Genomic DNA, 23485 nt, shown 5'->3' on the forward strand with positions numbered 1-23485 from the left:
AGCGCTACGCTCCCTAGAATGGCTGCCATCTTTTCCTATACTCCACGGGTCGTGCCCCGTGCAGTTGCCAGCAAGGTCAGCCATGAACGCCACTAACAAGAACAATCGCCACCCTGCAGACGGTAAAAAACCCATCACCATCTTTGGCCCGGACTTCCCGTTCGCCTTCGATGACTGGATCGAACACCCGGCTGGCTTGGGCAGTATTCCTGCCGCCCACCATGGCGCCGAAGTGGCGATTGTCGGTGCGGGTATCGCCGGGCTGGTGGCCGCCTACGAGCTGATGAAGCTGGGCCTCAAGCCGGTGGTGTACGAGGCCTCGAAAATGGGCGGGCGCCTGCGGTCCCAGGCGTTTGAAGGGGCCGAAGGCATCATCGCCGAACTAGGTGGCATGCGTTTCCCGGTGTCCTCTACGGCGTTCTACCACTATGTGGATAAGTTGGGCCTGGAGACCAAGCCCTTCCCCAACCCGTTGACACCGGCCTCCGGCAGCACCGTGATCGACCTGGAAGGCCAGACCCATTACGCACAGAAACTCGCCGACCTTCCTGCGCTGTTCCAGGAAGTGGCTGACGCCTGGGCCGATGCATTGGAAGCCGGTTCGCAGTTCAGCGATATCCAGCAGGCCATCCGCGACCGCGATGTGCCACGCCTCAAAGCGCTGTGGAATACCCTGGTGCCGCTGTGGGACGACCGCACGTTCTACGATTTCGTCGCCACTTCCAAGGCGTTCGCCAAGCTGTCGTTCCATCACCGCGAAGTGTTCGGCCAGGTCGGTTTTGGCACCGGTGGCTGGGACTCCGATTTCCCCAACTCGATGCTGGAAATCTTCCGCGTGGTGATGACCAACTGCGACGATCACCAGCACCTGGTGGTCGGTGGCGTGGCGCAGGTGCCCATGGGGATCTGGCGCCATGTGCCAGAGCGTTGCGCCCACTGGCCAGCCGGCACCAGCCTCAGTTCCCTGCACCACGGCGCGCCGCGGGCCGGGGTCAAGCGCATTGCCCATGCCGCCGACGGGCGTTTCGCGGTGACCGACAATTACGGCGACACCCGGGAATACGCCGCCGTGCTGACCACCTGCCAGAGCTGGCTGCTGACCACCCAGATCGAATGCGACGAAAGCCTGTTCTCGCAAAAAATGTGGATGGCCCTGGACCGCACGCGCTATATGCAGTCGTCGAAAACCTTCGTCATGGTCGACCGGCCTTTCTGGAAGGACAAAGACCCGGAAACCGGCCGCGACCTGATGAGCATGACCCTCACCGACCGCTTGACCCGCGGCACCTACCTGTTCGACAACGGCGACGACAAGCCGGGAGTGATTTGCCTGTCTTACTCGTGGATGAGCGACGCCCTGAAAATGCTGCCGCAGCCCATTGATAAACGGGTCAAGCTGGCCCTCGATGCGCTGAAAAAGATCTACCCGAAAGTCGATATCAAGGCGCGCATCATTGGCGACCCGATCACCGTTTCCTGGGAGGCCGACCCGCATTTCCTCGGTGCTTTCAAGGGCGCGTTGCCGGGCCACTATCGCTATAACCAGCGCATGTACGCGCACTTCATGCAAAAGGATATGCCGGCCGAGCAGCGCGGGATTTTCATCGCCGGCGACGACGTATCCTGGACCCCAGCCTGGGTCGAAGGCGCAGTGCAAACCTCGTTGAACGCGGTTTGGGGCATCATGACCCACTTCGGTGGCAGTACCCACCCGCAAAACCCGGGGCCTGGGGATGTGTTCGATGAGATCGGCCCCATCGCCCTGGCCGAATAAGGAGTCAAGCCATGCGTGTCGCCCTGTACCAATGCCCGCCATTGCCACTGGATGTAGCCGGCAATCTCAAGCGCCTGCACCACGTCGCCCATGAAGCGGGCGATGCAGACCTGTTGGTGCTGCCGGAAATGTTCCTCACCGGCTACAACATTGGTGCTGAAGCGGTGGGCGCGCTGGCCGAGGCGCAGGATGGACCGGCGGCGCAAACCATTGCCGAACTGGCGCGCAATGCGGGCCTGGCGATTCTTTATGGCTACCCGGAGCGGGCCGAGGACGGGCAGATCTACAACTCTGTGCAACTGATCGATGTCACTGGCCAGCGCCGGTGCAACTACCGCAAGACGCACCTGTTCGGCGATCTCGATCACTCGATGTTCAGCGCCGGCGGCGACGAGTTCCCTATCGTCGAATTGAACGGCTGGAAGCTGGGGTTCCTCATCTGTTACGACCTGGAGTTCCCGGAAAACACCCGGCGCCTGGCCCTGGCCGGTGCCGAGTTGATCCTGGTACCGACGGCCAACATGGTGCCCTTCGACTTCGTCGCGGACGTCACCGTGCGGGCACGGGCCTTTGAAAACCAGTGCTATGTGGCCTACGCCAACTACTGTGGGCATGAAGACCAGATCCAGTATTGCGGGCAAAGCAGCATCGCCGCGCCGAATGGCCAGCGTGTCGCCCAGGCCGGCCTGGATGAAGCGCTGATCGTCGCTACCCTCGACCGTCAGCTGATACGTGACGCACAAGCGGCCAATCACTACCTCGCAGACCGGCGCCCCGAGCTTTATGCCGCGCTGCACAAGCACTGACCACCGCGCTTTGCGCTAGCATAGGCACTTCCTACGTTCTGGAAGTGCTCATGCCTGTGCCGGCCCACCCTCATCACCTGCAACTGACCCTGGCCAATGGCCTGCGCGTTTCCCTGCGTCACGCCCCACGTCTCAAGCGCTGTGCCGCGGCCCTGCGGGTAGCGGCCGGCAGCCATGATGTGCCGTTGGCCTGGCCGGGGCTGGCGCATTTTCTGGAGCACCTGCTGTTTCTCGGCACCGAGGCTTTTCCTGCACCTGACGGTTTGATGGCCTACGTGCAACGCCACGGTGGGCAGGTCAACGCCAGCACCCGCGAACGCACCACCGACTTCTTCTTCGAAGTGCCCACCCCAGTGTTTGGCGACGCGCTGCAGCGTCTGGTGGATATGCTCGCTCACCCGCGCCTGGCGATGGACGATCAGTTGCGCGAGCGTGAGGTGTTACAGGCAGAGTTTGTCGCCTGGGCCCAGGATGCCGAGGCACAGCATCAAGTGGCGATCTTCGAAGGCCTCGCTGCCGCACATCCACTGCGGGGTTTTCATGCGGGCAATCGCGACAGCCTGCCGGTGCCACACGAGGACTTCCAACAAGGTTTGCTGGGGTTTTATCAAGACTTCTATCACACAGGACAAATGACCCTGAGCCTTGCCGGACCGCAATCGCTTGAGGAGCTGCAAGCCTTGGCCCAGCACTTTGGCGATCGCCTGCGCGCTGGCCCGCTGCGCCCGCAGCAGGCACCGCCGGCGTTGATGGACAGCGATAAACAGCGCTATCAATACCTGGATAAACAGCATCTGCACCACCTCATCGCCTGCAACGCGCCCCGCGAAGCCTTGGACTTCCTCTGCACCTGGCTGAATGCGCAGGCACCTGGTGGTTTGCTGGCCGAGTTGAAAACCCGTGGCTGGGTAAGCGCGCTGCACGCCAGGGTGCCGTACCAGTTCGCCGGGCAGGCGCTGCTGGATATCGAGTTCACCCTGGGGCCCAAGGGTTCACAACAAGTCCCGGCAATCGAAGCACTATTGAACGACTGGTTAAGCTTTTTCGCCCACAGCGACTGGGCTGCGCTGCGCGAAGAATATGCCCGGCTGATCGACCGCCAACAGCAAATCAGTGGCGCCTTGGGCCTGGCCCGTCAGGACAGTGAGAACCTTCAAACTCAGTTGTCCGAGCCGCACTGCCAAGCCCTCAAGGCCATGCTGATTGCACTGCAACCGTCGCCCGCGCAACAGGCCTGGCAGCTCCCGCCAGGCAACCCATTCCTGCAACGGTCACCCCAGGAACACCGCCCCGGGCTGATTCGCGGGCAGACCAGCGCCCATCGGGGCTTGCGCACCTTCGCCCAGGATCGCTCCCGTGGCCGGCGCGAGCTGCCAGGCCTGTCGTTCAGCCCAGCATTGCCGGCCGATAGCGACGAAGGCGCTCTCTACCTGCGCTGGCAACTGGATTCGCCCGCGCATGGCTTGGGCAACAGCCTGCAAACACTGCAAACCAATGCCCGTCAGGCCGGGGTGCAAGTGTCCTGGGAAGCCGTAGGCAATGCCTGGCTGCTGAAAATGAGCGGGCTGCATGAACCCATGCCCACTATCGTCGAGCAACTGGCACGCGACCTGACCCAGCCTGACGCCGACCTTTGGCAGGACGCACTCGCCAGGCCGGCGCCGCAGATGGCCATTCGCGAGCTGCTCAAGGCATTGCCGGCCTGCTTTGCCGACATCGCTGACGTCACCGCGCCACCTGACCGTTGGGCCACCGCCCGCTGGCAAGGCTTGGGCATGGGCCTGCCGGCTGCGTGCGAAATGGCCATCAAAAGCGCGGCGGCGCGCCTACCCGGGCACTGTGCCGACAGTGAACACAAAGCCCAGCCCATCAACGGCCCGCATCGCTGGCACACCGTAGCAACCGATGGCGACGAAGACGCCTTGCTGCTGTTTTGCCCGACACCCAGCCAGTCCCTCACCGACGAGGCCGACTGGCGGTTGCTCGCTCACCTGGCGCAAACCCCGTTTTACCAACGCCTACGTGTCGAGTTACAAGTGGGCTACGCAGTATTCAGTGGCATCCGACAGTTCAATGGGCAAACCGGCCTGCTGTTTGGCGTGCAGTCACCCAGTGTCGCGCTTGCGGGCCTGTTCGAGCACATCCAGGTCTTTCTCAAGCAACTGCCAGCGTTGATCGGTGGGAGTAACGACTTGGGCAACACCACCCTGGCCCAGCAGTTCTCGCCACAAACACTGCCCACCGCCCAAGCCGCGGAGTTGCTCTGGCAGGCGCATTTGGCGGGGCGTGGCGCGGACTATCTTGAGCAACTGCAACAGATGATCCAGGCGCGCAACCGGCAGAACCTGGTGGATGCGGCGCAGCGACTCGAGCAAGCCGCCGGCGGCTGGCACTGCCTGGCCAATGGTGCGGCGGTGAGCGATGACTGGCAGATATGATTCTGATCGTTGCCGATGCTGCAACAGGCTTTTTCCACCAAGACAGCGCTAGCTTGACGAGAAATGAGTAATATTCCGCCACGCATCTGAACATCTCCGCTTGGAGGTGGACTATATGTATTACTTGGTAGTAAACGTCCCATCCCTTCGTAGGAGTATGAATATGACTTGGTCCAAACCTGCTTACACTGATCTGCGTATCGGTTTTGAAGTCACCATGTACTTCGCCAGCCGCTGAGTGCTTTTGTATTGCAATGCAACGCCTCGGCTCGCCGGGGCGTTTTTATTTTGAGTCTTGTGTGAAGGAGCGGCGATGTTTGTCCAGATTCTAGGTTCGGCGGCCGGTGGCGGTTTCCCGCAGTGGAACTGCAACTGCGTGAACTGCGCCGGCTTTCGCGACGGCAGCCTGCGGGCCCAGGCACGAACCCAATCGTCCATCGCCCTGTCCGACGATGGCGTGAACTGGGTGTTATGCAACGCCTCGCCGGATATCCGCGCGCAACTGCAAGGTTTTGCGCCGATGCAACCGGGCCGAGCACTGCGCGATACCGGGATCAGCGCAATCATCTTGATGGACAGCCAGATCGACCACACCACCGGCCTGCTCAGCTTGCGCGAAGGCTGCCCGCACCAGGTGTGGTGCACCGACATGGTCCACGAAGACCTGAGCACCGGATTCCCGCTGTTCACCATGTTGACTCACTGGAATGGCGGCCTCGATTGGCAGCGCATCGAGCTGGATGCCAGCTTCACTATTCCCGCCTGCCCCAACCTGCGCTTCACCCCGCTGCCTCTGCGCAGTGCCGCGCCGCCCTACTCGCCCCATCGGTTCGACCCGCACCCCGGTGACAATATCGGCCTGATCGTCGAAGACCTGCGCACCGGCGGCAAACTGTTCTACGCCCCCGGCCTGGGCAAGGTAGACGCGCCGCTCTTGGAGATCATGGCCGGCAGCGACTGCCTGTTGGTGGATGGCACGATGTGGGATGACGATGAAATGCAGCGCCGTGGCGTCGGCACCCGTACCGGCCGCGAAATGGGCCACCTGGCACAGAACGGCCCCGGCGGCATGCTGGAGGTACTGGAGCAACTGCCCAAGCAGCGCAAGGTGCTTATCCACATCAACAACACCAACCCGATCCTCGACGAAGACTCTGCCGAGCGAGCCGAGTTGGCGCGGCGCAATGTAGAAGTAGCCTACGACGGCATGAGCATTGAACTGTAGGAGAGCCCCAATGACCGATACACCGCTGAACCCCGCCGACTTTGAACAGGCCTTGCGGGCCAAGGGCGCCTTCTACCATATCCATCACCCCTACCATGTGGCGATGTATGAAGGCCGGGCCACCCGCGAGCAGATCCAGGGCTGGGTCGCCAACCGGTTCTACTACCAGGTGAACATTCCGCTGAAAGACGCCGCGATCCTGGCCAACTGCCCGGACCGGGAAATCCGCCGCGAATGGATCCAGCGCCTGCTCGACCATGATGGCGCCCCCGGCGAAGACGGCGGTATCGAAGCCTGGCTGCGCCTGGGCCAGGCCGTAGGCCTGGACCCGGATCAACTGCGCTCCCAGGAACTGGTGCTGCCCGGCGTGCGGTTTGCCGTCGATGCCTACGTCAATTTCGCCCGCCGGGCCAGTTGGCAGGAAGCCGCCAGCAGTTCGCTGACCGAGCTGTTCGCCCCGCAGATCCACCAGTCGCGCCTCGACAGCTGGCCCCAGCATTACCCATGGATCGACCCTGCCGGCTACGAGTATTTCCGCACCCGCCTGGGCCAGGCCCGACGTGATGTAGAGCAGGGGCTGGCGATCACGCTTGCGCACTACACCACCCGCGCCGGCCAGGAGCGGATGCTGGAGATTCTCCAGTTCAAACTGGACATCCTTTGGAGCATGCTCGATGCCATGAGCATGGCCTACGAACTGAACCGCCCGCCTTATCACAGCGTGACCGCGCAGCGGGTCTGGCATAAAGGGATCACCCTATGAGTTTTGACCGCAGCAAAAAGCCGACGTGGCGCCAGGGCTATCGCTACCAGTACGAGCCGGCGCAGAAAGGCCATGTGTTGCTGTACCCCGAAGGCATGATCAAGCTCAACGACAGTGCTGCGTTGATTGGTGGCTTGATCGACGGTGAGCGCAGCGTGGCAGCGATCATTGGCGAGCTGGAGCAGCAATTCCCCGGCGTGCCCGAACTCGGTGAAGACATCGAGCAATTCATGGAGGTCGCACGTGCAGAGCACTGGATCGAACTTGCCTGAAAAGCCCGAGATTGGCCTGCCGCTATGGTTACTTGCCGAGCTGACCTACCGCTGCCCGCTGCAGTGCCCGTATTGCTCCAACCCGCTGGACTTCGCCGAACAAGGCAAGGAGCTGAGCACCGAACAGTGGATCAAGGTGTTTCGCGAGGCCCGGGAGATGGGTGCGGCACAACTGGGGTTTTCCGGCGGTGAGCCGCTGGTGCGCCAGGATCTTGCCGAACTGATCGGCGAAGCCCGCAAGCTGGGGTTCTATACCAACCTGATCACCTCCGGCATCGGCCTGACCGAGCAGAAGATCAGCGACTTCAAAAAGGCTGGCCTGGACCATATCCAGATCAGTTTCCAGGCCAGCGACGAGCAGGTGAACAACCTGCTGGCCGGCTCCAAAAAGGCCTTCGCACAGAAGCTGGAAATGGCCCGGGCGGTCAAAGCTCATGGTTATCCGATGGTGCTGAACTTCGTCACTCATCGACACAATATCGACAAGATCGACCGCATCATCGAACTGTGTATTGCCCTTGAGGCGGACTTTGTCGAGCTCGCCACCTGCCAGTTCTATGGCTGGGCCCAGCTCAACCGCGTCGGCCTGCTGCCAACCCAGGCACAACTGACCCGCGCCGAGCGCATCACCAACGAATACCGCGCCAAGCTGCAAGCCGAAGGTCACCCCTGCAAGCTGATCTTTGTCACGCCGGACTACTACGAGGAACGCCCGAAAGCCTGTATGAATGGCTGGGGTAGTATCTTTCTGACAGTCACACCAGACGGCACCGCCCTACCTTGTCACGGCGCCCGACAGATGCCGGTGCAGTTTCCCAATGTGCGCGACCACAGCATGCAGCACATCTGGTACGACTCGTTTGGTTTCAACCGCTTTCGCGGCTACGACTGGATGCCCGAGCCGTGCCGCTCGTGCGACGAGAAGGAAAAGGACTTCGGCGGCTGCCGCTGCCAGGCTTTCATGCTGACTGGCGACGCCAGCAACGCCGACCCGGTATGCAGCAAATCCGCCGATCACGGGATCATCCTCGATGCCCGACTCGAAGCCGAGCACGCCACGCAGACTATCGAGCAACTGGCTTTTCGCAATGAGCGAAACTCCCGGCTGATCGCAAAAGGCTGAAGGTTTCAGCGCTTGGCGATGATGTATACCGCGTGAATGATGCCCGGGAAGTAACCGCACAAGGTCAGCAGGATATTCAGCCAGAACGCGCCGGCGAAGCCCACTTGCAGGAACACACCCAATGGCGGCAACAGGATGGCGATGATGATACGAATGATATCCATGGGTTCAGCTCCGAAAAATCGGCTCGTGTGAGCCGTACAGCTAATCGACCCTGGCCGCGCGTGAGGGTTCAGTGGAATCTGGCACCGGGCCATCCTCCTCAGGCGAGGATCTCCAACCCGTGCTTTTGCACGATGCTCAGCAACTTGAGCGCCATGCCGCTGGGCTGCTTCTCGCCGGATTCCCATTGCTTGATTGTCGACGCACTGGTGTTCAGGTAACGGGCGAACACCGGTTGGCTGACATGACTGCGCTCGCGCAGTTGCTTGATCTGGTCGGCAGGTATCTGCGCCGGCACAGGCGCAATGCACATCTCATCAAACTCACGAAGGGTGGTCTTGCTGATGGCGCCGATCGAATGCAGCGCGCTGGCCGATTGGTGGATGGACTCCAGTGCTTCACTTTCATATTTTTTGCTCATGATGTTTCTCCACAAACTCCCTGAGATCCAGTAACTGCTGGATCTGTATTTCGTTTAAGCCCTCATAGGCCTTTGCCAATGCCCTAAACCCAGCCAATTCTTTGAGGCTGATATTGCTCTGGTCTTGTTTGGCGAACAGAAACTGATAAACCCAGTAATGCCTGCCCTTCGCCAGGACGATGACGGTTGTGATTGAGGCGTTTCTTCCAAACTCCACCGCCCAAATTATCCGCCTGCCCCCTGAGCATTTGGCCAAATGCCTCGCCCAATTCCATATCACCGATCCAGGCTTTGCGGGCAGCCTCAGCAAAATGCCGGCTTTTGAACAGCCTGAGTTTCATAGGCATCCATTCCTCATAAACATACCACCCAGTGGTACAGATTAGAAAGAGCGCATACAAAAATCCTTGCGCCCTACCGGCACTCCCTGCCGGTGCCCGCTAAAAAGCCATTTATTTCGATGAGGCTCAAGCCTCCTTTTCAATCCAAAAATTACACACAAAAAAACGCCCCCAACCAAAAAAATCAGGCTGGAGGCGCCGCGTATAACGCGAGACGGTTCAGGAATAAAGGTTAAACAGCAATGCCCTTGCGGCACTGCAGTTGGGTGGTATGCACACGGGAAAAAGCGCGGGCCAGACGCAGCAGCATTTCGTCAATATTGCTCTTGCTCACCGTCAGCGCCGGGGTAAAGCGCAGGCAGTCGGGTTGAGGGGCATTGAGGATAAGACCTTCATACAGTGCCGCCTTTACCACCGCATCTGCCGAATCATCTGACAAGCCCAGGCCCAACAAAAGGCCCTGGCCCCGCAGTTCGCCCTGGCCATAGCGGTGGGCAAGGCGCGCCAGGCCTTCGCCCAGGTATTGGCCGGTATCACGCACGTGTTCGAGGAAGCCGTGACCCAGCACGCTATCGAGCACGGCGACGCCGGCAGCGGCCATCAGGGCATTGCCGTGATGGGTACCTTCCAGCTCGCCCAGCTCAAAGCAGCAGGCCTTGCCGCGAGCCAGCAACGCCGCCAATGGCACTCCGCCGCCCAGGCCTTTGCCCAGGGTGACGATATCGGCGCGCACGCCGTAGTGTTGTTCGGCCAGCAAGGTGGCGCAACGGCCCATGCCGGTCTGCACTTCGTCGAGGATCAGCAGGATGCCCAGCTCCCGGCACAGCCGCTCCACGCCCTTGAGGTAATGCTCGGTGGCCGGAATGACGCCGGCGTCGCTCTGGATCGGCTCCAGCATGATCGCCACGGTGTGCGCATCGACTGCGGCATGCAGGGCTGGCAGGTCGTTGAACGGTACGTGGCAGAAGCCCGGCAGTTGCGGCTCGAAACGATTGTCGCCAGAGGCCGCCAGTGTAGACAGGCTGCGACCATGACAAGCGTTGCTGGCAGTGATGATGCGATAGGCGCCGCTGCGATGCAGTTGGCCCCATTTGCGCGCCAACTTGATGGCCGCCTCGCAGGCTTCCGCACCGCTGTTGAGCAGGTAGGCCTGGTCGCTGCCGGTGCTGTGGCACAGGCGGTCCACCAGGTTCAGTTGGCTGCGGTTGTGCAGGCCGCTGCCAGGGTTGATCAGCGCCTGCGCCTGGTCGGCCAACGCGCGCACCAATACCGAAGGGCTGTGGCCAAGGCTGTTGGCAGCACCGCCTTGGGTAAAGTCCAGGTAGGCACGGTCTTCACTGTCCCATAGCCAGGATCCCTGGCCGCGTACGAAAACCTGTGGCGGACGGGCCACGGTGGGCATCAGTGATTGGCTGGAAAGCTCATCACGCAGCATCGGGGTTTTCGCGTCCAGTAACAGATCATCCAGGCTCGGTGCCGGGCGTCGCAGGTTGAACAGGTTCATGCCTGCACACCCCGCAGGTTGTTGGCAACCCTGGATTGGCGCAAGCCCGTCACGTCGTTTTTTGCCTTGCCTATGTAAACACCATCGCTGTAAACGGTATTCATCTCGCTTCTTGGCCCTGTAAGCCCTGTGAATAGGCGCTAGACTAGGCGCCTTGGGGGCGTACAGCCATTTCGATTTTCCAGCTTTTTCGATAAGTGTTACTTATGGATTTCAAGCAACTGCGTTATTTCGTCGCGGTGTACGAGGAAGGCCATGTCGGCCGGGCTGCAGAGCGCCTGTCGATCTCCCAGCCGGCCTTGTCACAGCAAATCCGCCAGCTGGAGCAGAACCTCGACGTGAGCCTGTTCGAGCGCAGCAGCAAACGCCTATTGCCGACCCTGGCTGCCCACACCTTGTACAACCACGCCCTGCCATTGCTCGATGGCATGCAGCAAGCCGTCGAGGCCCTGCGCCACTTCAAGGGCCAGGCGCTGCGTACCTTGGCCATCGGCGTACTGCAAACCGTGCATACCAGCCTGGTACCGCAGATGCTGGAACGGGTACGCAAGGCCCAGCCGCACCTGGTGGTGCAGATCTACGAGTTGACGGGGCTGGAGATCGAACGCCGCCTGCTCAACGGCTCGCTGGACATCGGCATCAGTTACTTGCCGGCACGCCAGCCCGGTTTGCACGGTGTGCTGCTGTATGAAGATGAACTGAAAGTGGTCATCCCATCCGACCATCCCTTGCGTGAATTCAAGAAGGTCTCCCTCAAGCAAGCGGCGGAACTGCCCATGCTGCTGTTGGGGGAAGAGTTCCAGGTCAGGCAGATCTGGCAGGCACAGTTGGCGAATCTGGGGCGCCGACCACAGGTCCAAGCGGAGCTGAACACCATGGTGGGGATTCTCGACAGCCTGCCCCATACCAAACTGGCGACGGTACTGCCTGGCCGCTCCCAGGACGAACACAGCAGCCAAGCGCTGTTGTGGAAGCCCTTGAGCGAGCCACGGGTGCCGCTGAAGGTGGGGTTGGTGTGTCGGGATGTGCAACGGCAACAGGCGACGCTTGAGTTGCTGCGCACCTTGCTCGAAGACGTGATGAACGGTCCCCATGGGCCGACGGCCACAGTAGACGGGCTGGCCTGAACTTTTTCGCAGGCAATAAGAAAACCCCGCCGAAGCGGGGCTTTGCAGACTGTTTCCCTGACATCCATTTCACTCCGCCACCCTGGCAGAATCCTACGTGTCCCTGTTGTTGCTTTGCGCTTCCTGCGCGACGTCCATGTGAAGTAGATTAGCTGTGGATCCAATCTGGCGATAGAGGACGATTAGCAGCACGTCACGTAAGAGAATGCTTACACGCCCTCCCCCGCTTAGAACTGCGCTTCGTCCAGCAAGAACAGCGATTCACTGCCGGCTTTGACCGAGGCGCTCAGGGAGTTAATGCGCGGCAGCAGGCGGGCAAAGTAGAAGCGCGCCGTCCCCAATTTGCTGGCGTAGAAGTCTTCCTGGGCCTCTTTACCCAAGGCCGCCTTGGCCATCAGCGCCCACATGTAAGCATAGGCCATGTAGCCAAAGGCGTGCAGATACTCCACCGAGGCCGCGCCGATTTCATTCGGGTTGGTCTTGGCACGGTCCAGCACCCAGGCGGTCAAGGTGTCGAGCTCGTCCACCGCAGCGCTCAGGGGCTGGGTGAACTCAGCCAGGTCGCTGCTGGCAGTGCTGATGAAATGGCGGATCTCATCGGCAAACAGGGTGTAGAACGCCCCGCCGCTGCCAACGATCTTGCGCCCCATCAAGTCCAGCGCCTGGATACCGTTGGTGCCTTCGTAGATCTGGGTGATGCGCACATCACGCACCAGTTGCTCCTGGCCCCACTCGCGAATGTAACCATGGCCGCCGAAAATCTGCTGGCCGTGCACGGTGGTTTCCAGGCCCAGGTCGGTGAGGAACGCCTTGGAAACCGGGGTCAGCAGCGCCACCAGGTCATCCGCGCGCTTGCGGGTCGCGGCGTCTTCGCTGAACTTGGCGGTGTCCAGTTGCATCGCCACATAAGTGGAGAACGCCCGGCCGCCTTCGTTTGCCGCCTTCATGGTCAGCAACATGCGACGCACGTCAGGGTGGTTGATGATCGGGTCGGCGATCTTGTCCTTGGCCTTGGGGCCGGTCGGCGAACGGCTTTGCAGACGGTCACGGGCGTACTCAACAGCGTTCTGGTAAGAACGCTCGCCAGTCGCCAGCCCCTGGATGCCGACGCCCAGGCGCTCGTAGTTCATCATGGTGAACATCGCCGCCAGGCCACGGTTCGGCTCGCCGACCAGGTAGCCAACGGCTTCGTCGAAGTTCATCACACAGGTCGCAGAGGCCTGGATGCCCATCTTGTGTTCGATCGAGCCACAGGTCACCGGGTTGCGCGCGCCCAGGCTGCCATCGGCATTGACCATGAACTTGGGCACCAGGAACAACGAGATGCCCTTGGGACCGGCCGGGGCGTCCGGCAACTTGGCCAGCACCAGGTGGATGATGTTGTCGGTGAGGTCGTGTTCGCCACCGGTGATGAAGATCTTGGTGCCGCTGACCTTGTAGGAACCGTCCGCCTGAGGCTCAGCCTTGGTGCGAATAATCCCAAGATCGGTGCCAGCATGCGGTTCGGTCAGGCACATGGAACCGGCCCACACCCCTGCGTACATATTCGGCAGGTAGGTGGCTTTGAGTTCGTCACTGGCGTGGGTATTGATCGACACGCAGGCGCCGGACGTCAGCATGGGGTACAGGCCAAACGCCAACCCCGAGGAGTTGATCATTTCTTCGACCTGGGCCGATACGGCCTTGGGCATGCCCATGCCACCGTAGGCTGGATCGCCACCAACGCCGACCCAGCCGCCTTCGGCGTAGGTCTTGTAGGCTTCGGGGAACCCGGCCGGGGTAGTGACCACGCCGTTGTCCCAGCGGCAACCTTCTTCGTCGCCGCTGCGGCTCAAGGGGGCGATGGTCTTGGCGGTGACTTTGCCGGCTTCCTCAAGGATCGCCTCGACGGTTTCAGCATCCACGGTCTCGGCCAGGGCCGGCAGTTGCGCCCACAGCTTGGCAACCTCGAATACTTCGTTGAGGACGAAGCGCATATCGCGCAGCGGCGCTTTGTAGTCAGCCATGGCAAACCTCGTGAGAACGTTAAAAGTGATTCGGTAGGATCGGTTTCACAGACCCAGAGTGTAACCGAACAACTTTTGTGACACATAGGGTCTGCTTGTGACCAACAAGTATTTTTCAGTCACAACGTTCCCTGTAGGAGCCGGTAACCCGGCGCCTACAAGGCGAACAGTTCGGCAGGCAGGCTCATCAGGCAGTCACTGCCCGCTTCCACCGCCGCGCGATGGGCACTGGTGCGCGGTAACAGGCGCTTGAAATAAAACTCGCAGGTCGCCAGCTTGCCCCGGGCGTAATCGCCATCGCCATTGCCCGCATCCAACTGCGCCTGGGCCACCAGGGCCATGCGCAACCACAGGTAGGCGTGGATGATGTAACCGCTGTACATCAAGTAATCCAGGGCGGCGGCGCCGACTTCATCGGGGTTTTTCATCGCGGCCATGCCGACCTTGGTGGTCAATTCGCCCCATTGCTGGTTCAGCTCATTGAGCTGCGTGACCTGGGCCTTGAGTTGCGGGTGCTCGGCATGCGCCGCGCAAAACTTATGCACAATTTTGGTAAAGCCAAGCAGCAACTTGCCCTGGCTGCCCAGCACCTTGCGCCCCAGCAAATCCAGGGCCTGGATACCGTTGGTGCCTTCGTAGATCGGCGCGATCCGACAATCGCGCACCAGTTGCTCCATGCCCCACTCACGGATAAAACCGTGGCCACCAAACACCTGCATGCCGTGGTTGGTCACTTCCAGGCCGGTTTCGGTCATAAAGGCTTTGCAGATCGGCGTGAGGAACGCCAGCAAATCCTCCGCTTCCTGGCGTTGCTGCGGGTCGTCGCCCAGGTGCGCGGTGTCCAGCAGTTGCGCGGTGAAGTAAGTCAGGGCGCGGTTGCCTTCGTTGAAGGCTTTCATGGTCAGCAACATGCGCCGCACATCGGGGTGCACGATGATCGGATCTGCCGGCTTATCCGGCGCCTTGGCGCCCGTCAGGGAGCGCATCTGCAAGCGGTCGTTGGCGTACTTGATCGCGCCCTGGAAGCTCGCCTCCCCCAGGCACAGCCCCTGCATGCCCGTGCCCAGGCGCGCATGGTTCATCATGGTGAACATGCAGTTCAGGCCCTTGTTGGCCTCGCCAATCAAGTAACCCTCGGCACCATCGAAATTCAGCACGCAGGTGGCCGAGGCCTTGATCCCCATCTTGTGTTCGATGGAGCCGCAACTGACCCCATTGCGCGCCCCGGAATCGGCGAGGAACTTGGGCACGATAAACAGCGAAATACCCTTGGTGCCAGCAGGCGCATCCGGCAACTTGGCCAACACCAGGTGGATGATGTTTTCGCTCATGTCGTGCTCGCCGGCGGAGATGAAGATTTTGCTGCCGGTTACCGCGTAGCTGCCATTGGCCTGGGGCACGGCGCGGGTCTTGATGATGCCCAGGTCCGTGCCGCAATGGGCTTCGGTCAGGCACATGGTGCCCGTCCACTGGCCGGCGGTGAGTTTGCTCAGGTAGGTGTCTTTTTGCTCTGCGGTGCCGTGGGCATGGATCGCCGACATGGCGCCGTGGGTCAGGCCCGGGTACATGCCCCAGGAGGTGTTGCTGGAGCCGATCATCTCGCTGAGCACCAAGCCCAGGGAAGACGGCAGGCCCTGGCCGCCGTAGGCCGGGTCCGCCGCCAGGCCGTGCCAACCGCCTTCGACGTATTGTGCGAAGGCTTCCTTGAAGCCTTTGGGGGTGGTCACCACGCCATTGTCGAAATGGCAGCCTTCTTCGTCCCCCGTACGGTTCAACGGCGCAAGCACGTTCTCGCAGAACCTGGCGCCTTCTTCGAGGATCGCGCTGACCATATCCGGGCTGGCCTCGGTGGCCCCCAGGGCAGCGTAGTGAGCTGGGAAATCAAACACGTGATCGATCAGAAAGCGCATGTCACGCAGGGGGGCTTTATAGGCAGGCATGGTGATGTCTCCGGCGGCAGATTGTTTAAACCTACTGCCGCCAGGGGCCCCGGACAATCACTGTACAGGCGCTGAATACATCACCATCACTCAACCGGCAGCGCCCTGCATGCGCACCGCGCCACGGCGGTTCTGGCCAGCCGCCACCACGCAGTTACGCCCGGCGCCCTTGGCGTTGTACAGCGCCTGGTCGGCGCACTTAAGCACTTCTTCCGGGGTGCGCTGCTCGGCCTGGCGCTCGGCGACGCCGATGCTCACGGTGACCGAGACACTGGAATCGCCGCCGCCCGAACGGCGCTGGCGACCTTGGTGGTCGTCCTGGGGGCGACTGTCCTGATTGCGCAACTTGATGTGGTAGTTGGCAATGATCTCGCGGATTTCTTCCAGGTGCGGCAGGCATTCATCCAGGGTCTTGCCGGCAAACACCACGGCAAACTCTTCGCCACCATACCGATAGGCCCGGCCACCGCCGCTGACTTTCGACAGTTTGCTGGCGACCAACCGCAGCACCTGGTCGCCGACGTCGTGGCCGTGGGTGTCGTTGAAGCGCTTGAAGTGGTCGACGTCGCTCATCGCCAGCACATAGTTGCGCCCCAGGCGCTGCATGCGTTCATTGAGGGCGCGGCGTCCCGGCAGGCCGGTGAGTTCATCGCGAAAGGCCATCTGATAGGCCTCATGGGACACACCCGCAGCAATCATCAACATCACCTGGCTGCACATGATGTTCAGGGTGAACGGCAGGATGAAAGTCTGCGGCAACATCCAGAACATTCCCAGCAACCCTACCAACTGCGCGGCGTGCAGCGGCCGAGGCTCGCGCCAGTACTGCGCCGCCAATGCGACAAAGCCAAGCAGGAACATCGGGTACGACAGTTGGATCAAGCTCATCCACGCGCCATGCAGCGCCGGCCAGCGAATCTCCGCCAGCCAGTTGAGCAACGGCCCCGGGTAACTCTGCTCCAGGCCCAGGGCCACGCTGCCTACGGCAAGCAGCACCGCGCAGCGTGCGACAAAGTCGCGGAACAGGTGGGTTTTCTCCTGCCACAAGGCATAGATGCTGAACAGCAGCGGCAACAGCAGGCACACCAGGTGGAACACCACGGCGGCGTCTTCGCGCACGCGGCCATGGTCACGATAGAAATCGGTCTGGGTGTCCAGCAGGAAGTAGGCGACGTACACCGTCACCATCAGGAACAGTTCACGCTGGCGACGGTACACCGCGCAATAGGCACCGCCCAGCAACAGCACCAGGGTCGGCAGGACGTTGAACAGCGAGGTGAAGAAAACGCTGAGGTCCTTGACGTAAGCAGCCGACAACCCCGCCAGCAATAACAGCAACGATGGTAGGAAATGACTGAAACGTACAGCGGACGCGCGCGACAAGGGTAAAGCTCCGACCCACAAAAAAAGATGGCATAGTGCCTTCATTGCTCACAGTTAAGCACATTCAATGTGACCTGCATCACATTGCCATCACTGTAACGGCAGCAAGGAGCAATCCCTGAGCGCGCCGCTCAGGTTTTTTCAGCCTCCCACAAAAAAGCCGCCGCTCCCGAAAGAGCGGCGGCTTGGCAGGGAACCGGCCTAGGCTTAGTAGCCCAGGTCGAAGTTCTCTTCTTTCATGTCCATCAGGTTGTTGGCGCCCGACAGCATGGTGGCTACGTGGGTGCGGGTACGCGGCAGGATGCGCTGGAAGTAGAAGCGCGCTGTCTGCAGCTTGGCGGTGTAGAAGCCTTCTTCGCTGGTGCCGGCAGCCAGTTTTTCGGCAGCCAGGCGTGCCATGTCGGCCCAGAAGTAAGCCAGGCAGGCATAACCGGAGTACATCAGGTAGTCCACGGAGGCGGCACCGACTTCTTCACGGTCCTTCATGGCCGCCATGCCGACCTTCATGGTCAACTCGCCCCATTCCTTGTTCAGTGCAGCCAGCGGTGCGACGAACTCGCTGACCGCTGCGTTGCCTTCGTTGGCCTGGCAGAACTTGTGCACGATCTTGGTGAAGCCCTTGAGCGCTTCGCCCTGGGTCATCAGCACTTTACGGCCGAGCAGGTCCAGGGCCTGGATGCCGGTGGTGCCTTCGTACAGCATCGAGATGCGGCTGTCGCGAACGTTCTGCTCCATGCCCCACTCGGCGATGAAGCCGTGGCCGCCGTAGATCTGTACGCCGTGGTTGGCGGATTCAAAACCGACTTCGGTCATGAACGCCTTGGCGATCGGGGTCATGAACGCCAGCAGGCCATCTGCCTGTTTCTTGGCTTCGTCATCGGTGCCGTATTTGACGATGTCCACTTGCTTGGCGGTGAAGTACACCATCGCACGGTTGCCTTCGGCGAAGGCTTTCATGGTCAGCAGCATGCGGCGTACATCAGGGTGCACGATGATCGGGTCCGCGGCCTTGTCCGGCGCTTTCGGGCCAGTCAGGGAGCGCATTTGCAGGCGGTCACGGGCATATTTGAGGCCACCCTGGAAACCGATCTCGGCGTGGGACAGGCCTTGCAGCGCGGTACCCAGGCGAGCGGTGTTCATAAAGGTGAACATGCAGTTCAGGCCTTTGTTCGCAGGGCCGATCAGGTAACCGGTGGCCGCGTCGAAGTTCATCACGCAGGTGGCGTTGCCGTGGATGCCCATCTTGTGTTCCAGGGAACCACAGGACACCGCGTTGCGCTCACCCACCGAACCATCGGCGTTGGGCAGGAACTTAGGCACGATAAACAGCGAAATGCCTTTGGTGCCAGCCGGAGCATCCGGCAGGCGGGCCAGTACGATGTGGACGATGTTGTCGGCCATGTCGTGCTCACCGGCCGAGATGAAGATCTTGGTGCCGGAGACTTTGTAGGAACCGTCGGCCTGAGGTTCGGCCTTGGTGCGCAGCATGCCCAGGTCGGTACCGCAGTGCGGTTCGGTCAGGCACATGGTGCCGGTCCACTCGCCCGAGACCAGTTTGGTCAGGTAGGCATCTTGCTGCTCGGGGGTGCCGTGCTCGGAAATGGTATTCATCGCGCCATGGGACAGGCCTGGGTACATGCCCCACGACCAGTTGGCTTCACCGACCATCTCGCTGACGGCCAGGCCCAGGGATTCCGGCAGGCCTTGGCCGCCGTGCGCGACGTCGTGGGCCAGGCTCGGCCAGCCGCCTTCGACGAATTGCTTGTAGGCTTCTTTGAAACCAGTAGGGGTTTTAACGCCTGACTCGCTCCAGGTGCACCCTTCGATGTCACCGACGCGGTTCAACGGGGCCAGCACTTGCTCACAAAACTTGGCGCCTTCTTCGAGAATGGCGTCAACCATGTCTGGGGTAGCGTCCTGGCAAGCCGGCAGACTCTGATAGTGCGCTTCGTAGCCGAGCAGTTCGTCACGAACGAAGCGAATATCACGCAAGGGGGCCTTGTAGTCAGGCATAGCGATAAACCTCTGCTGATGAATCCTGGAATGAACAACCGCGTGGATTTGTTGTAGCGGTCAAACAGTTGTTTGAAACATACGTTTACGACCAATCCTTGTCAAGCGCCCAGCGGCTGCCGTTTGTCATGACGCAGGTCAACGCCAGGCGCGACGAGGCCTGCAGCGTGATGCCGCACAGGATTTCCAGGGGGAAAAATGGCAGGAGCCGGCTGGCCGGCGATTGCGGTGTGCCAGGCAGGCCGCGATCGCCGGCCAGCCGGCTGCTACAGGAGAGTCAGGGGGATCAGGCGTAGGTGTCGATCAATGTGCCGAGCATTTCGTCGGAAGCCTTGGCGACTTTCGCGCCCAGCTCCACCTGGAACTTGCCTTCGGCCAGTTCCACCATATTGCTCGCCGAGTCGGTCGGCTGGCCGCGATTGACCGCTTGCAAACGGTCATTCTGCGCATCCGAAGGCTGGCTGGTGGCGGCACTGGCAATTTTGCCGGCGGCCTGGTCGACGCGGTTCTGCCCGGCCTGGATAGTGTTCAGGCCCGAATAAAACGCGCTACTTCCAGAGATGTCCATGGCGTGCACCTGCCTTGCAATCAATCGTGAACCCTTATTGAAGCAGACAATCTGGCAAAAGGCCCGTCAATAACACTAATGGCATAATGCCTTATCGCTAGGAAAAACTAATCAAGCAAGTCCAGTTGCAGGTACTCGGCCACCGCTTCGGCCGTGGGCTGCTTGAGGCGCGGCACCCGGCCCAGGCACGGCGCCGGCAGGCGTTCGGCCAAGGTGGCGAGGTTTTCTTCCAGACGGGAGGTCTTCGGGTCGATGATATTGGCCACCCAGCCCGCCAACGGCAGACCGTCCCGGGCGATGGCTTCGGCGCTCAACAATGCATGATTGATACAGCCCAGGCGCACGCCCACCACGAGGATCACCGGTAGCTGCAAAGCCTTGGCCAAGTCCGACAGGTTGTCCTGGTCAGCCAGCGGCACGCGCCAGCCACCTGCACCTTCGATCAGGGTGAAATCCGCGTGTTTTTCGAGGATGTGCTGCATCGGCTTGAGCAGGGCCTGCACGGTCAACGCCACGCCAGCTTCACGGGCCGCCAGGTGCGGCGCGATGGCGGGCTCGAAGGCCAGTGGATTGACCTCGGCATAGGTAAGCGGCAACGAGCACTCGGCCAGCAAGGCTAGGGCATCGGCGTTGCGCAAGCCACGGGGCGTTACTTCACAGCCCGAGGCCACCGGCTTGCCGGCGGCGGTACTCTTGCCCGCTTGCCGCGCGGCGTGCAGCAGGCCGGCCGCAACGGTGGTCTTGCCGACATCGGTGTCGGTGCCGGTAATGAAATAGGCAGCGCTCATAGTGGTTTCTCCAATACGGCGTACACGACTTGATAGGTTGCCGGCAGGCCCTGAGCCTGGCGGAACTGCTCATAGGCCTGCACCAGTGCAACAATCCGCGCGCGGCCCGTCAAGCCACCCGGGCGTCCCGGGTTCAGATTATGCGCGCCCAAGGCTTTCAATTCGTGGGTCAGGCTGCGCACATCCGGGTAATGCAGTACATGGGGGCGCTGCTCCAGGCTCACCACACGCAAGCCACTGGCCGCACACAGCTGTTGATAAGCACTGAACGGGCGGAAGCGATTGACGTGCACCATCCCGTCCGCCGCCCGCCAACTTTCGCGCAGCTCATCCAGGGTGCCGACGCACAGGCTGGCAAACGCCAGCACCCCGCCAGGCTGCAGCACGCGCCGGGCTTCGCTGAGCACCGCGGCAAAATCGGCACACCACTGCACCGCCAGGCTGGAAAAAATCAGCTCGCAGCTGCCGTCCTGTAGCGGCAAACGCTCGGCATCCCCGGCGATAAAATGCTCGGCACCGCCCAAGGGCCGTGCGTGATGGAGCATACCTTCGGCGATATCCAGCGCCAGGCCTTGGCCCTGGGCAAACGCCTGGTTCAATGCACGGCTGAAGAACCCGGTGCCGCAGCCCAGGTCGAGCCAGCGCCGGGGCTGCAACGCCGACGGCAAGCGCCCGAGCAACTCGCCGCCCACATCACGCTGCAACGCGGCCACGCTGTCATAACTGGCCGCCGCCCTGGAAAACGACGCCGCGACCTGGCGCTTGTCGGGCAAGGCGCCCGGCAGTGGAGGATGGGACAAATCAGTCATCACCGCACTCATGCAAAAAAGCCTGGATCGCCCCCGCCACTCCGTGGGGGTTATCCAGTAGGAAAGCGTGGCCGGCCTGTTCAATCAGACCGACTTCAACATCTGGCAGTAACTTCAACAGGTCAGTGGCCGCCTCACAGGGCACCAACTCGTCCAGGCCGGCAAACAGATGCAACTGTGGGCCACGAAAAGCCTGCAAGGCCTCGCGGGTGTCCAGTTGCGCGAGCAGCTCAAGACCGCTCATCAATACACTGGACGGGGTAGCCGGCGCGCTGCTGACCAGCAAGCGCGCGATGCCCCGTGGGTCTTGCGTACCCTTGGCACACAGCAGGCCGAAGCGTTTGAGGGTGACTTGCGAGTCGGCATGGCAGCCGGCCAGGAACCCATCGAAAGCCTGCGCCGCCATCCCATTGGGCCAGCCCTCATGCGCCACAAAACAGGGGTTGCTGGCCAAGGTCAGCAAGCCGCAGCAGCGCTCGCCGCGCCGTGCCGCCAACTCAGAGGCGAGCATCCCGCCCAACGACCAGCCGCCCAGCCAGGCGTTATCCGGCAAGGTGGCGTCGAGTTCGTCGAGCCATTCGTTCAGGTCGCCGCCCGGCAGCGCCGGCAGTGGTTCGATATCCACCCGCAGGCGCTCGTCCAGGCCGCGCAAGGCGGCGGCCAAGGGCTCCAGCGGCGAGACACCCAGGCCCCAGCCGGGAAGCAATATCAGTCGGTCACGCATGGTCGGACTCCCGGCCTGACAAGCGGAAACACTCGTCCAATGCGTCTAACAATAGTCGTACCTGCGCCTCGCTGTGGGCGGCGGTCAAGGTCACGCGCAAGCGCGCGCTGCCGGCCGGCACCGTGGGCGGGCGGATGGCTGTGACCATGATCCCGCGCTCGCGCAGCATCTGTGACAGGCGTATCGCCCGGCCACTGTCGCCAACCATGATCGGCTGGATCGGCGTGAAGCTGTCCATCAACGCCAGGCCGATCTGCTCGGCGCCCTGGCGGAACTGGCGGATCAGCGTGCGCAGATGCTCGCGCCGCCAGTGCTCGCTGCGCAGCAGCGCCAGGCTTTTCAGGGTCGCGCAGGCCAGCGCTGGCGGTTGGCTGGTGGTGTAGATGTACGGGCGGGCGAACTGGATCAGGCTTTCGACCAGATCCTCACTGCCAGCCACAAACGCCCCGGCGGTGCCAAAAGCCTTGCCCAGGGTGCCGACCAGTACCGGCACATCCTCCTGGCTCAGGCCGAAATGCTCGACGATCCCGCCGCCCGTGGCGCCCAGCGGTCCGAAGCCATGGGCGTCATCCACCATCAACCACGCGCCTTTGGCCCGGGTTTCGCGGGCCAGGGCCGGCAGGTTCGCCAGGTCGCCGTCCATGCTGAACACGCCGTCGGTCACCACCAGGGTATTGCCGCAGGCCTTTTCCAGGCGCTTGGCCAGGCTGACCGCATCGTTATGCAGATAGCGATTGAAGCGCGCACCGGACAGTAAACCCGCATCCAGCAGGGACGCGTGGTTGAGCCGGTCTTCGAGCACCGTATCGCCCTGCCCCACCAAGGCGGTGACGGCACCGAGGTTGGCCATGTAACCGGTGGTGAACAGCAGCGCACGCGGGCGCCCGGTGAACTCGGCCAGCGCTTCCTCTAACTCATGGTGCGGGGTGCTGTGGCCAACCACCAAGTGCGAGGCGCCACCGCCCACGCCCCAGCGGGCCGCGCCGGCCTGCCAGGCCTCGATGACTTGCGGGTGATTGGCCAGGCCCAGGTAGTCGTTGTTGCAAAAGGCCAATAACGGCTGGCCGTCCACCACCACCTGCGGGCCCTGGGGGCTTTGCAGCAGCGGGCGCTGGCGGTAGAGATGGTCTGTACGGCGGGCAGCGAGGCGCGCGGCGAGATCGAAAGACATGCTGGCCTCGATAAATCAGGTTGAATCCGACCCACTGTGGGAGCTAGCTTGCCTGCGATAGCGCAGGGTCAGTCGATCAATCAGGTGACTGATAGGTCGCTATCGCAGGCAAGCCAGCTCCCACATT

21 protein-coding genes and 1 pseudogene are annotated in these 23485 nt (G+C 61.8%); 9 read left to right on the top strand and 13 right to left on the bottom strand.

Annotated features, from left to right (window positions below; genetic code table 11):
- Positions 1–82: 82 nt before the first annotated feature.
- The 8 genes from ACSSVH_RS23840 (at position 83) to pqqE (ending at position 8401) form a co-directional block, all read left to right on the top strand.
- Positions 83–1774, top strand: a complete 1692-nt coding sequence (locus ACSSVH_RS23840; protein ID WP_169953786.1) for a flavin monoamine oxidase family protein — start codon at positions 83–85, stop codon at positions 1772–1774.
- Between the two features lie 11 nt (positions 1775–1785).
- Positions 1786–2580: a carbon-nitrogen hydrolase family protein gene (locus ACSSVH_RS23845; RefSeq protein ID WP_492633816.1), complete on the top strand. Its 795-nt coding sequence runs from the start codon at positions 1786–1788 to the stop codon at positions 2578–2580.
- 50 nt (positions 2581–2630) lie between these two features.
- The gene (gene pqqF, locus ACSSVH_RS23850; protein ID WP_492633817.1) at positions 2631–5018 is read left to right on the top strand and encodes a pyrroloquinoline quinone biosynthesis protein PqqF; all 2388 of its coding nucleotides are present in this window, start codon (positions 2631–2633) and stop codon (positions 5016–5018) included.
- Positions 5019–5181: 163 nt separating this feature from the next.
- Entirely contained in the window at positions 5182–5256 is a 75-nt protein-coding gene (gene pqqA / locus ACSSVH_RS23855) for a pyrroloquinoline quinone precursor peptide PqqA (RefSeq protein WP_003194766.1), read from the top strand.
- A gap of 75 nt (positions 5257–5331) precedes the next feature.
- Positions 5332–6243: a pyrroloquinoline quinone biosynthesis protein PqqB gene (gene pqqB, locus ACSSVH_RS23860; RefSeq protein WP_169953780.1), complete on the top strand. Its 912-nt coding sequence runs from the start codon at positions 5332–5334 to the stop codon at positions 6241–6243.
- 10 nt (positions 6244–6253) lie between these two features.
- Entirely contained in the window at positions 6254–7006 is a 753-nt protein-coding gene (gene pqqC / locus ACSSVH_RS23865) for a pyrroloquinoline-quinone synthase PqqC (protein ID WP_170057637.1), read from the top strand.
- Complete coding sequence (gene pqqD, locus ACSSVH_RS23870) at positions 7003–7278, top strand: pyrroloquinoline quinone biosynthesis peptide chaperone PqqD (RefSeq protein ID WP_032858571.1); 276 nt, start codon at positions 7003–7005, stop codon at positions 7276–7278. The genes pqqC and pqqD overlap by 4 nt, the downstream gene beginning before the upstream one ends.
- On the top strand, positions 7271–8401 hold the full coding sequence (pqqE, locus tag ACSSVH_RS23875; protein ID WP_187699250.1) for a pyrroloquinoline quinone biosynthesis protein PqqE: 1131 nt from the start codon (positions 7271–7273) through the stop codon (positions 8399–8401). Before pqqD ends, pqqE begins: the two co-directional genes overlap by 8 nt.
- A gap of 5 nt (positions 8402–8406) precedes the next feature.
- Here pqqE and ACSSVH_RS23880 read toward each other — a convergent pair whose 3' ends face one another.
- From ACSSVH_RS23880 to ACSSVH_RS23895, 4 genes and pseudogenes are all read right to left on the bottom strand, one after another.
- Complete coding sequence (locus ACSSVH_RS23880; RefSeq protein WP_010207008.1) at positions 8407–8565, bottom strand: YqaE/Pmp3 family membrane protein; 159 nt, start codon at positions 8563–8565, stop codon at positions 8407–8409.
- Positions 8566–8663: 98 nt separating this feature from the next.
- A complete protein-coding gene (locus ACSSVH_RS23885) occupies positions 8664–8984 on the bottom strand; it encodes a helix-turn-helix domain-containing protein (RefSeq protein ID WP_170042213.1) in 321 nt (106 codons plus the stop codon).
- Positions 8968–9325: pseudogene (locus ACSSVH_RS23890) on the bottom strand (type II toxin-antitoxin system RelE/ParE family toxin). The gene ACSSVH_RS23885 and the pseudogene ACSSVH_RS23890 overlap by 17 nt, the downstream one beginning before the upstream one ends.
- Positions 9326–9557: 232 nt before the next feature.
- Complete coding sequence (locus ACSSVH_RS23895) at positions 9558–10829, bottom strand: aspartate aminotransferase family protein (protein WP_169953769.1); 1272 nt, start codon at positions 10827–10829, stop codon at positions 9558–9560.
- Positions 10830–11035: 206 nt separating this feature from the next.
- Here ACSSVH_RS23895 and ACSSVH_RS23900 point away from each other — a divergent pair, with 206 nt between their 5' ends.
- Entirely contained in the window at positions 11036–11956 is a 921-nt protein-coding gene (locus ACSSVH_RS23900) for a LysR family transcriptional regulator (RefSeq protein WP_169953768.1), read from the top strand.
- A gap of 227 nt (positions 11957–12183) precedes the next feature.
- Here ACSSVH_RS23900 and ACSSVH_RS23905 read toward each other — a convergent pair whose 3' ends face one another.
- The 9 genes from ACSSVH_RS23905 to bioF all read right to left on the bottom strand — a co-directional run bounded on the left by ACSSVH_RS23905 (position 12184) and on the right by bioF (position 23358).
- Positions 12184–13962, bottom strand: coding sequence for an acyl-CoA dehydrogenase C-terminal domain-containing protein (locus tag ACSSVH_RS23905; RefSeq protein WP_169953767.1), 1779 nt, complete (start codon positions 13960–13962; stop codon positions 12184–12186).
- A 155-nt stretch (positions 13963–14117) separates the two neighbouring features.
- Positions 14118–15902, bottom strand: coding sequence for an acyl-CoA dehydrogenase C-terminal domain-containing protein (locus tag ACSSVH_RS23910; protein ID WP_492633818.1), 1785 nt, complete (start codon positions 15900–15902; stop codon positions 14118–14120).
- 90 nt (positions 15903–15992) lie between these two features.
- Positions 15993–17285, bottom strand: coding sequence for a GGDEF domain-containing protein (locus tag ACSSVH_RS23915; RefSeq protein WP_169953765.1), 1293 nt, complete (start codon positions 17283–17285; stop codon positions 15993–15995).
- Positions 17286–17492: 207 nt separating this feature from the next.
- Complete coding sequence (locus ACSSVH_RS23920; RefSeq protein ID WP_029296902.1) at positions 17493–19298, bottom strand: phenylacyl-CoA dehydrogenase; 1806 nt, start codon at positions 19296–19298, stop codon at positions 17493–17495.
- Positions 19299–19584: 286 nt separating this feature from the next.
- Positions 19585–19866: a pyrroloquinoline quinone biosynthesis protein PqqE gene (locus ACSSVH_RS23925; protein WP_169953764.1), complete on the bottom strand. Its 282-nt coding sequence runs from the start codon at positions 19864–19866 to the stop codon at positions 19585–19587.
- Between the two features lie 107 nt (positions 19867–19973).
- Positions 19974–20654, bottom strand: coding sequence for a dethiobiotin synthase (gene bioD / locus ACSSVH_RS23930; protein ID WP_169953763.1), 681 nt, complete (start codon positions 20652–20654; stop codon positions 19974–19976).
- The gene (gene bioC / locus ACSSVH_RS23935) at positions 20651–21463 is read right to left on the bottom strand and encodes a malonyl-ACP O-methyltransferase BioC (RefSeq protein ID WP_492633819.1); all 813 of its coding nucleotides are present in this window, start codon (positions 21461–21463) and stop codon (positions 20651–20653) included. Before bioC ends, bioD begins: the two co-directional genes overlap by 4 nt.
- Positions 21456–22187: an alpha/beta fold hydrolase gene (locus ACSSVH_RS23940; protein ID WP_169953761.1), complete on the bottom strand. Its 732-nt coding sequence runs from the start codon at positions 22185–22187 to the stop codon at positions 21456–21458. The genes bioC and ACSSVH_RS23940 overlap by 8 nt, the downstream gene beginning before the upstream one ends.
- On the bottom strand, positions 22180–23358 hold the full coding sequence (gene bioF / locus ACSSVH_RS23945) for an 8-amino-7-oxononanoate synthase (protein ID WP_492633820.1): 1179 nt from the start codon (positions 23356–23358) through the stop codon (positions 22180–22182). The genes ACSSVH_RS23940 and bioF overlap by 8 nt, the downstream gene beginning before the upstream one ends.
- Positions 23359–23485: the final 127 nt, after the last annotated feature.

It is taken from the genome of Pseudomonas sp. HC1(2025), from assembly GCF_058742075.1.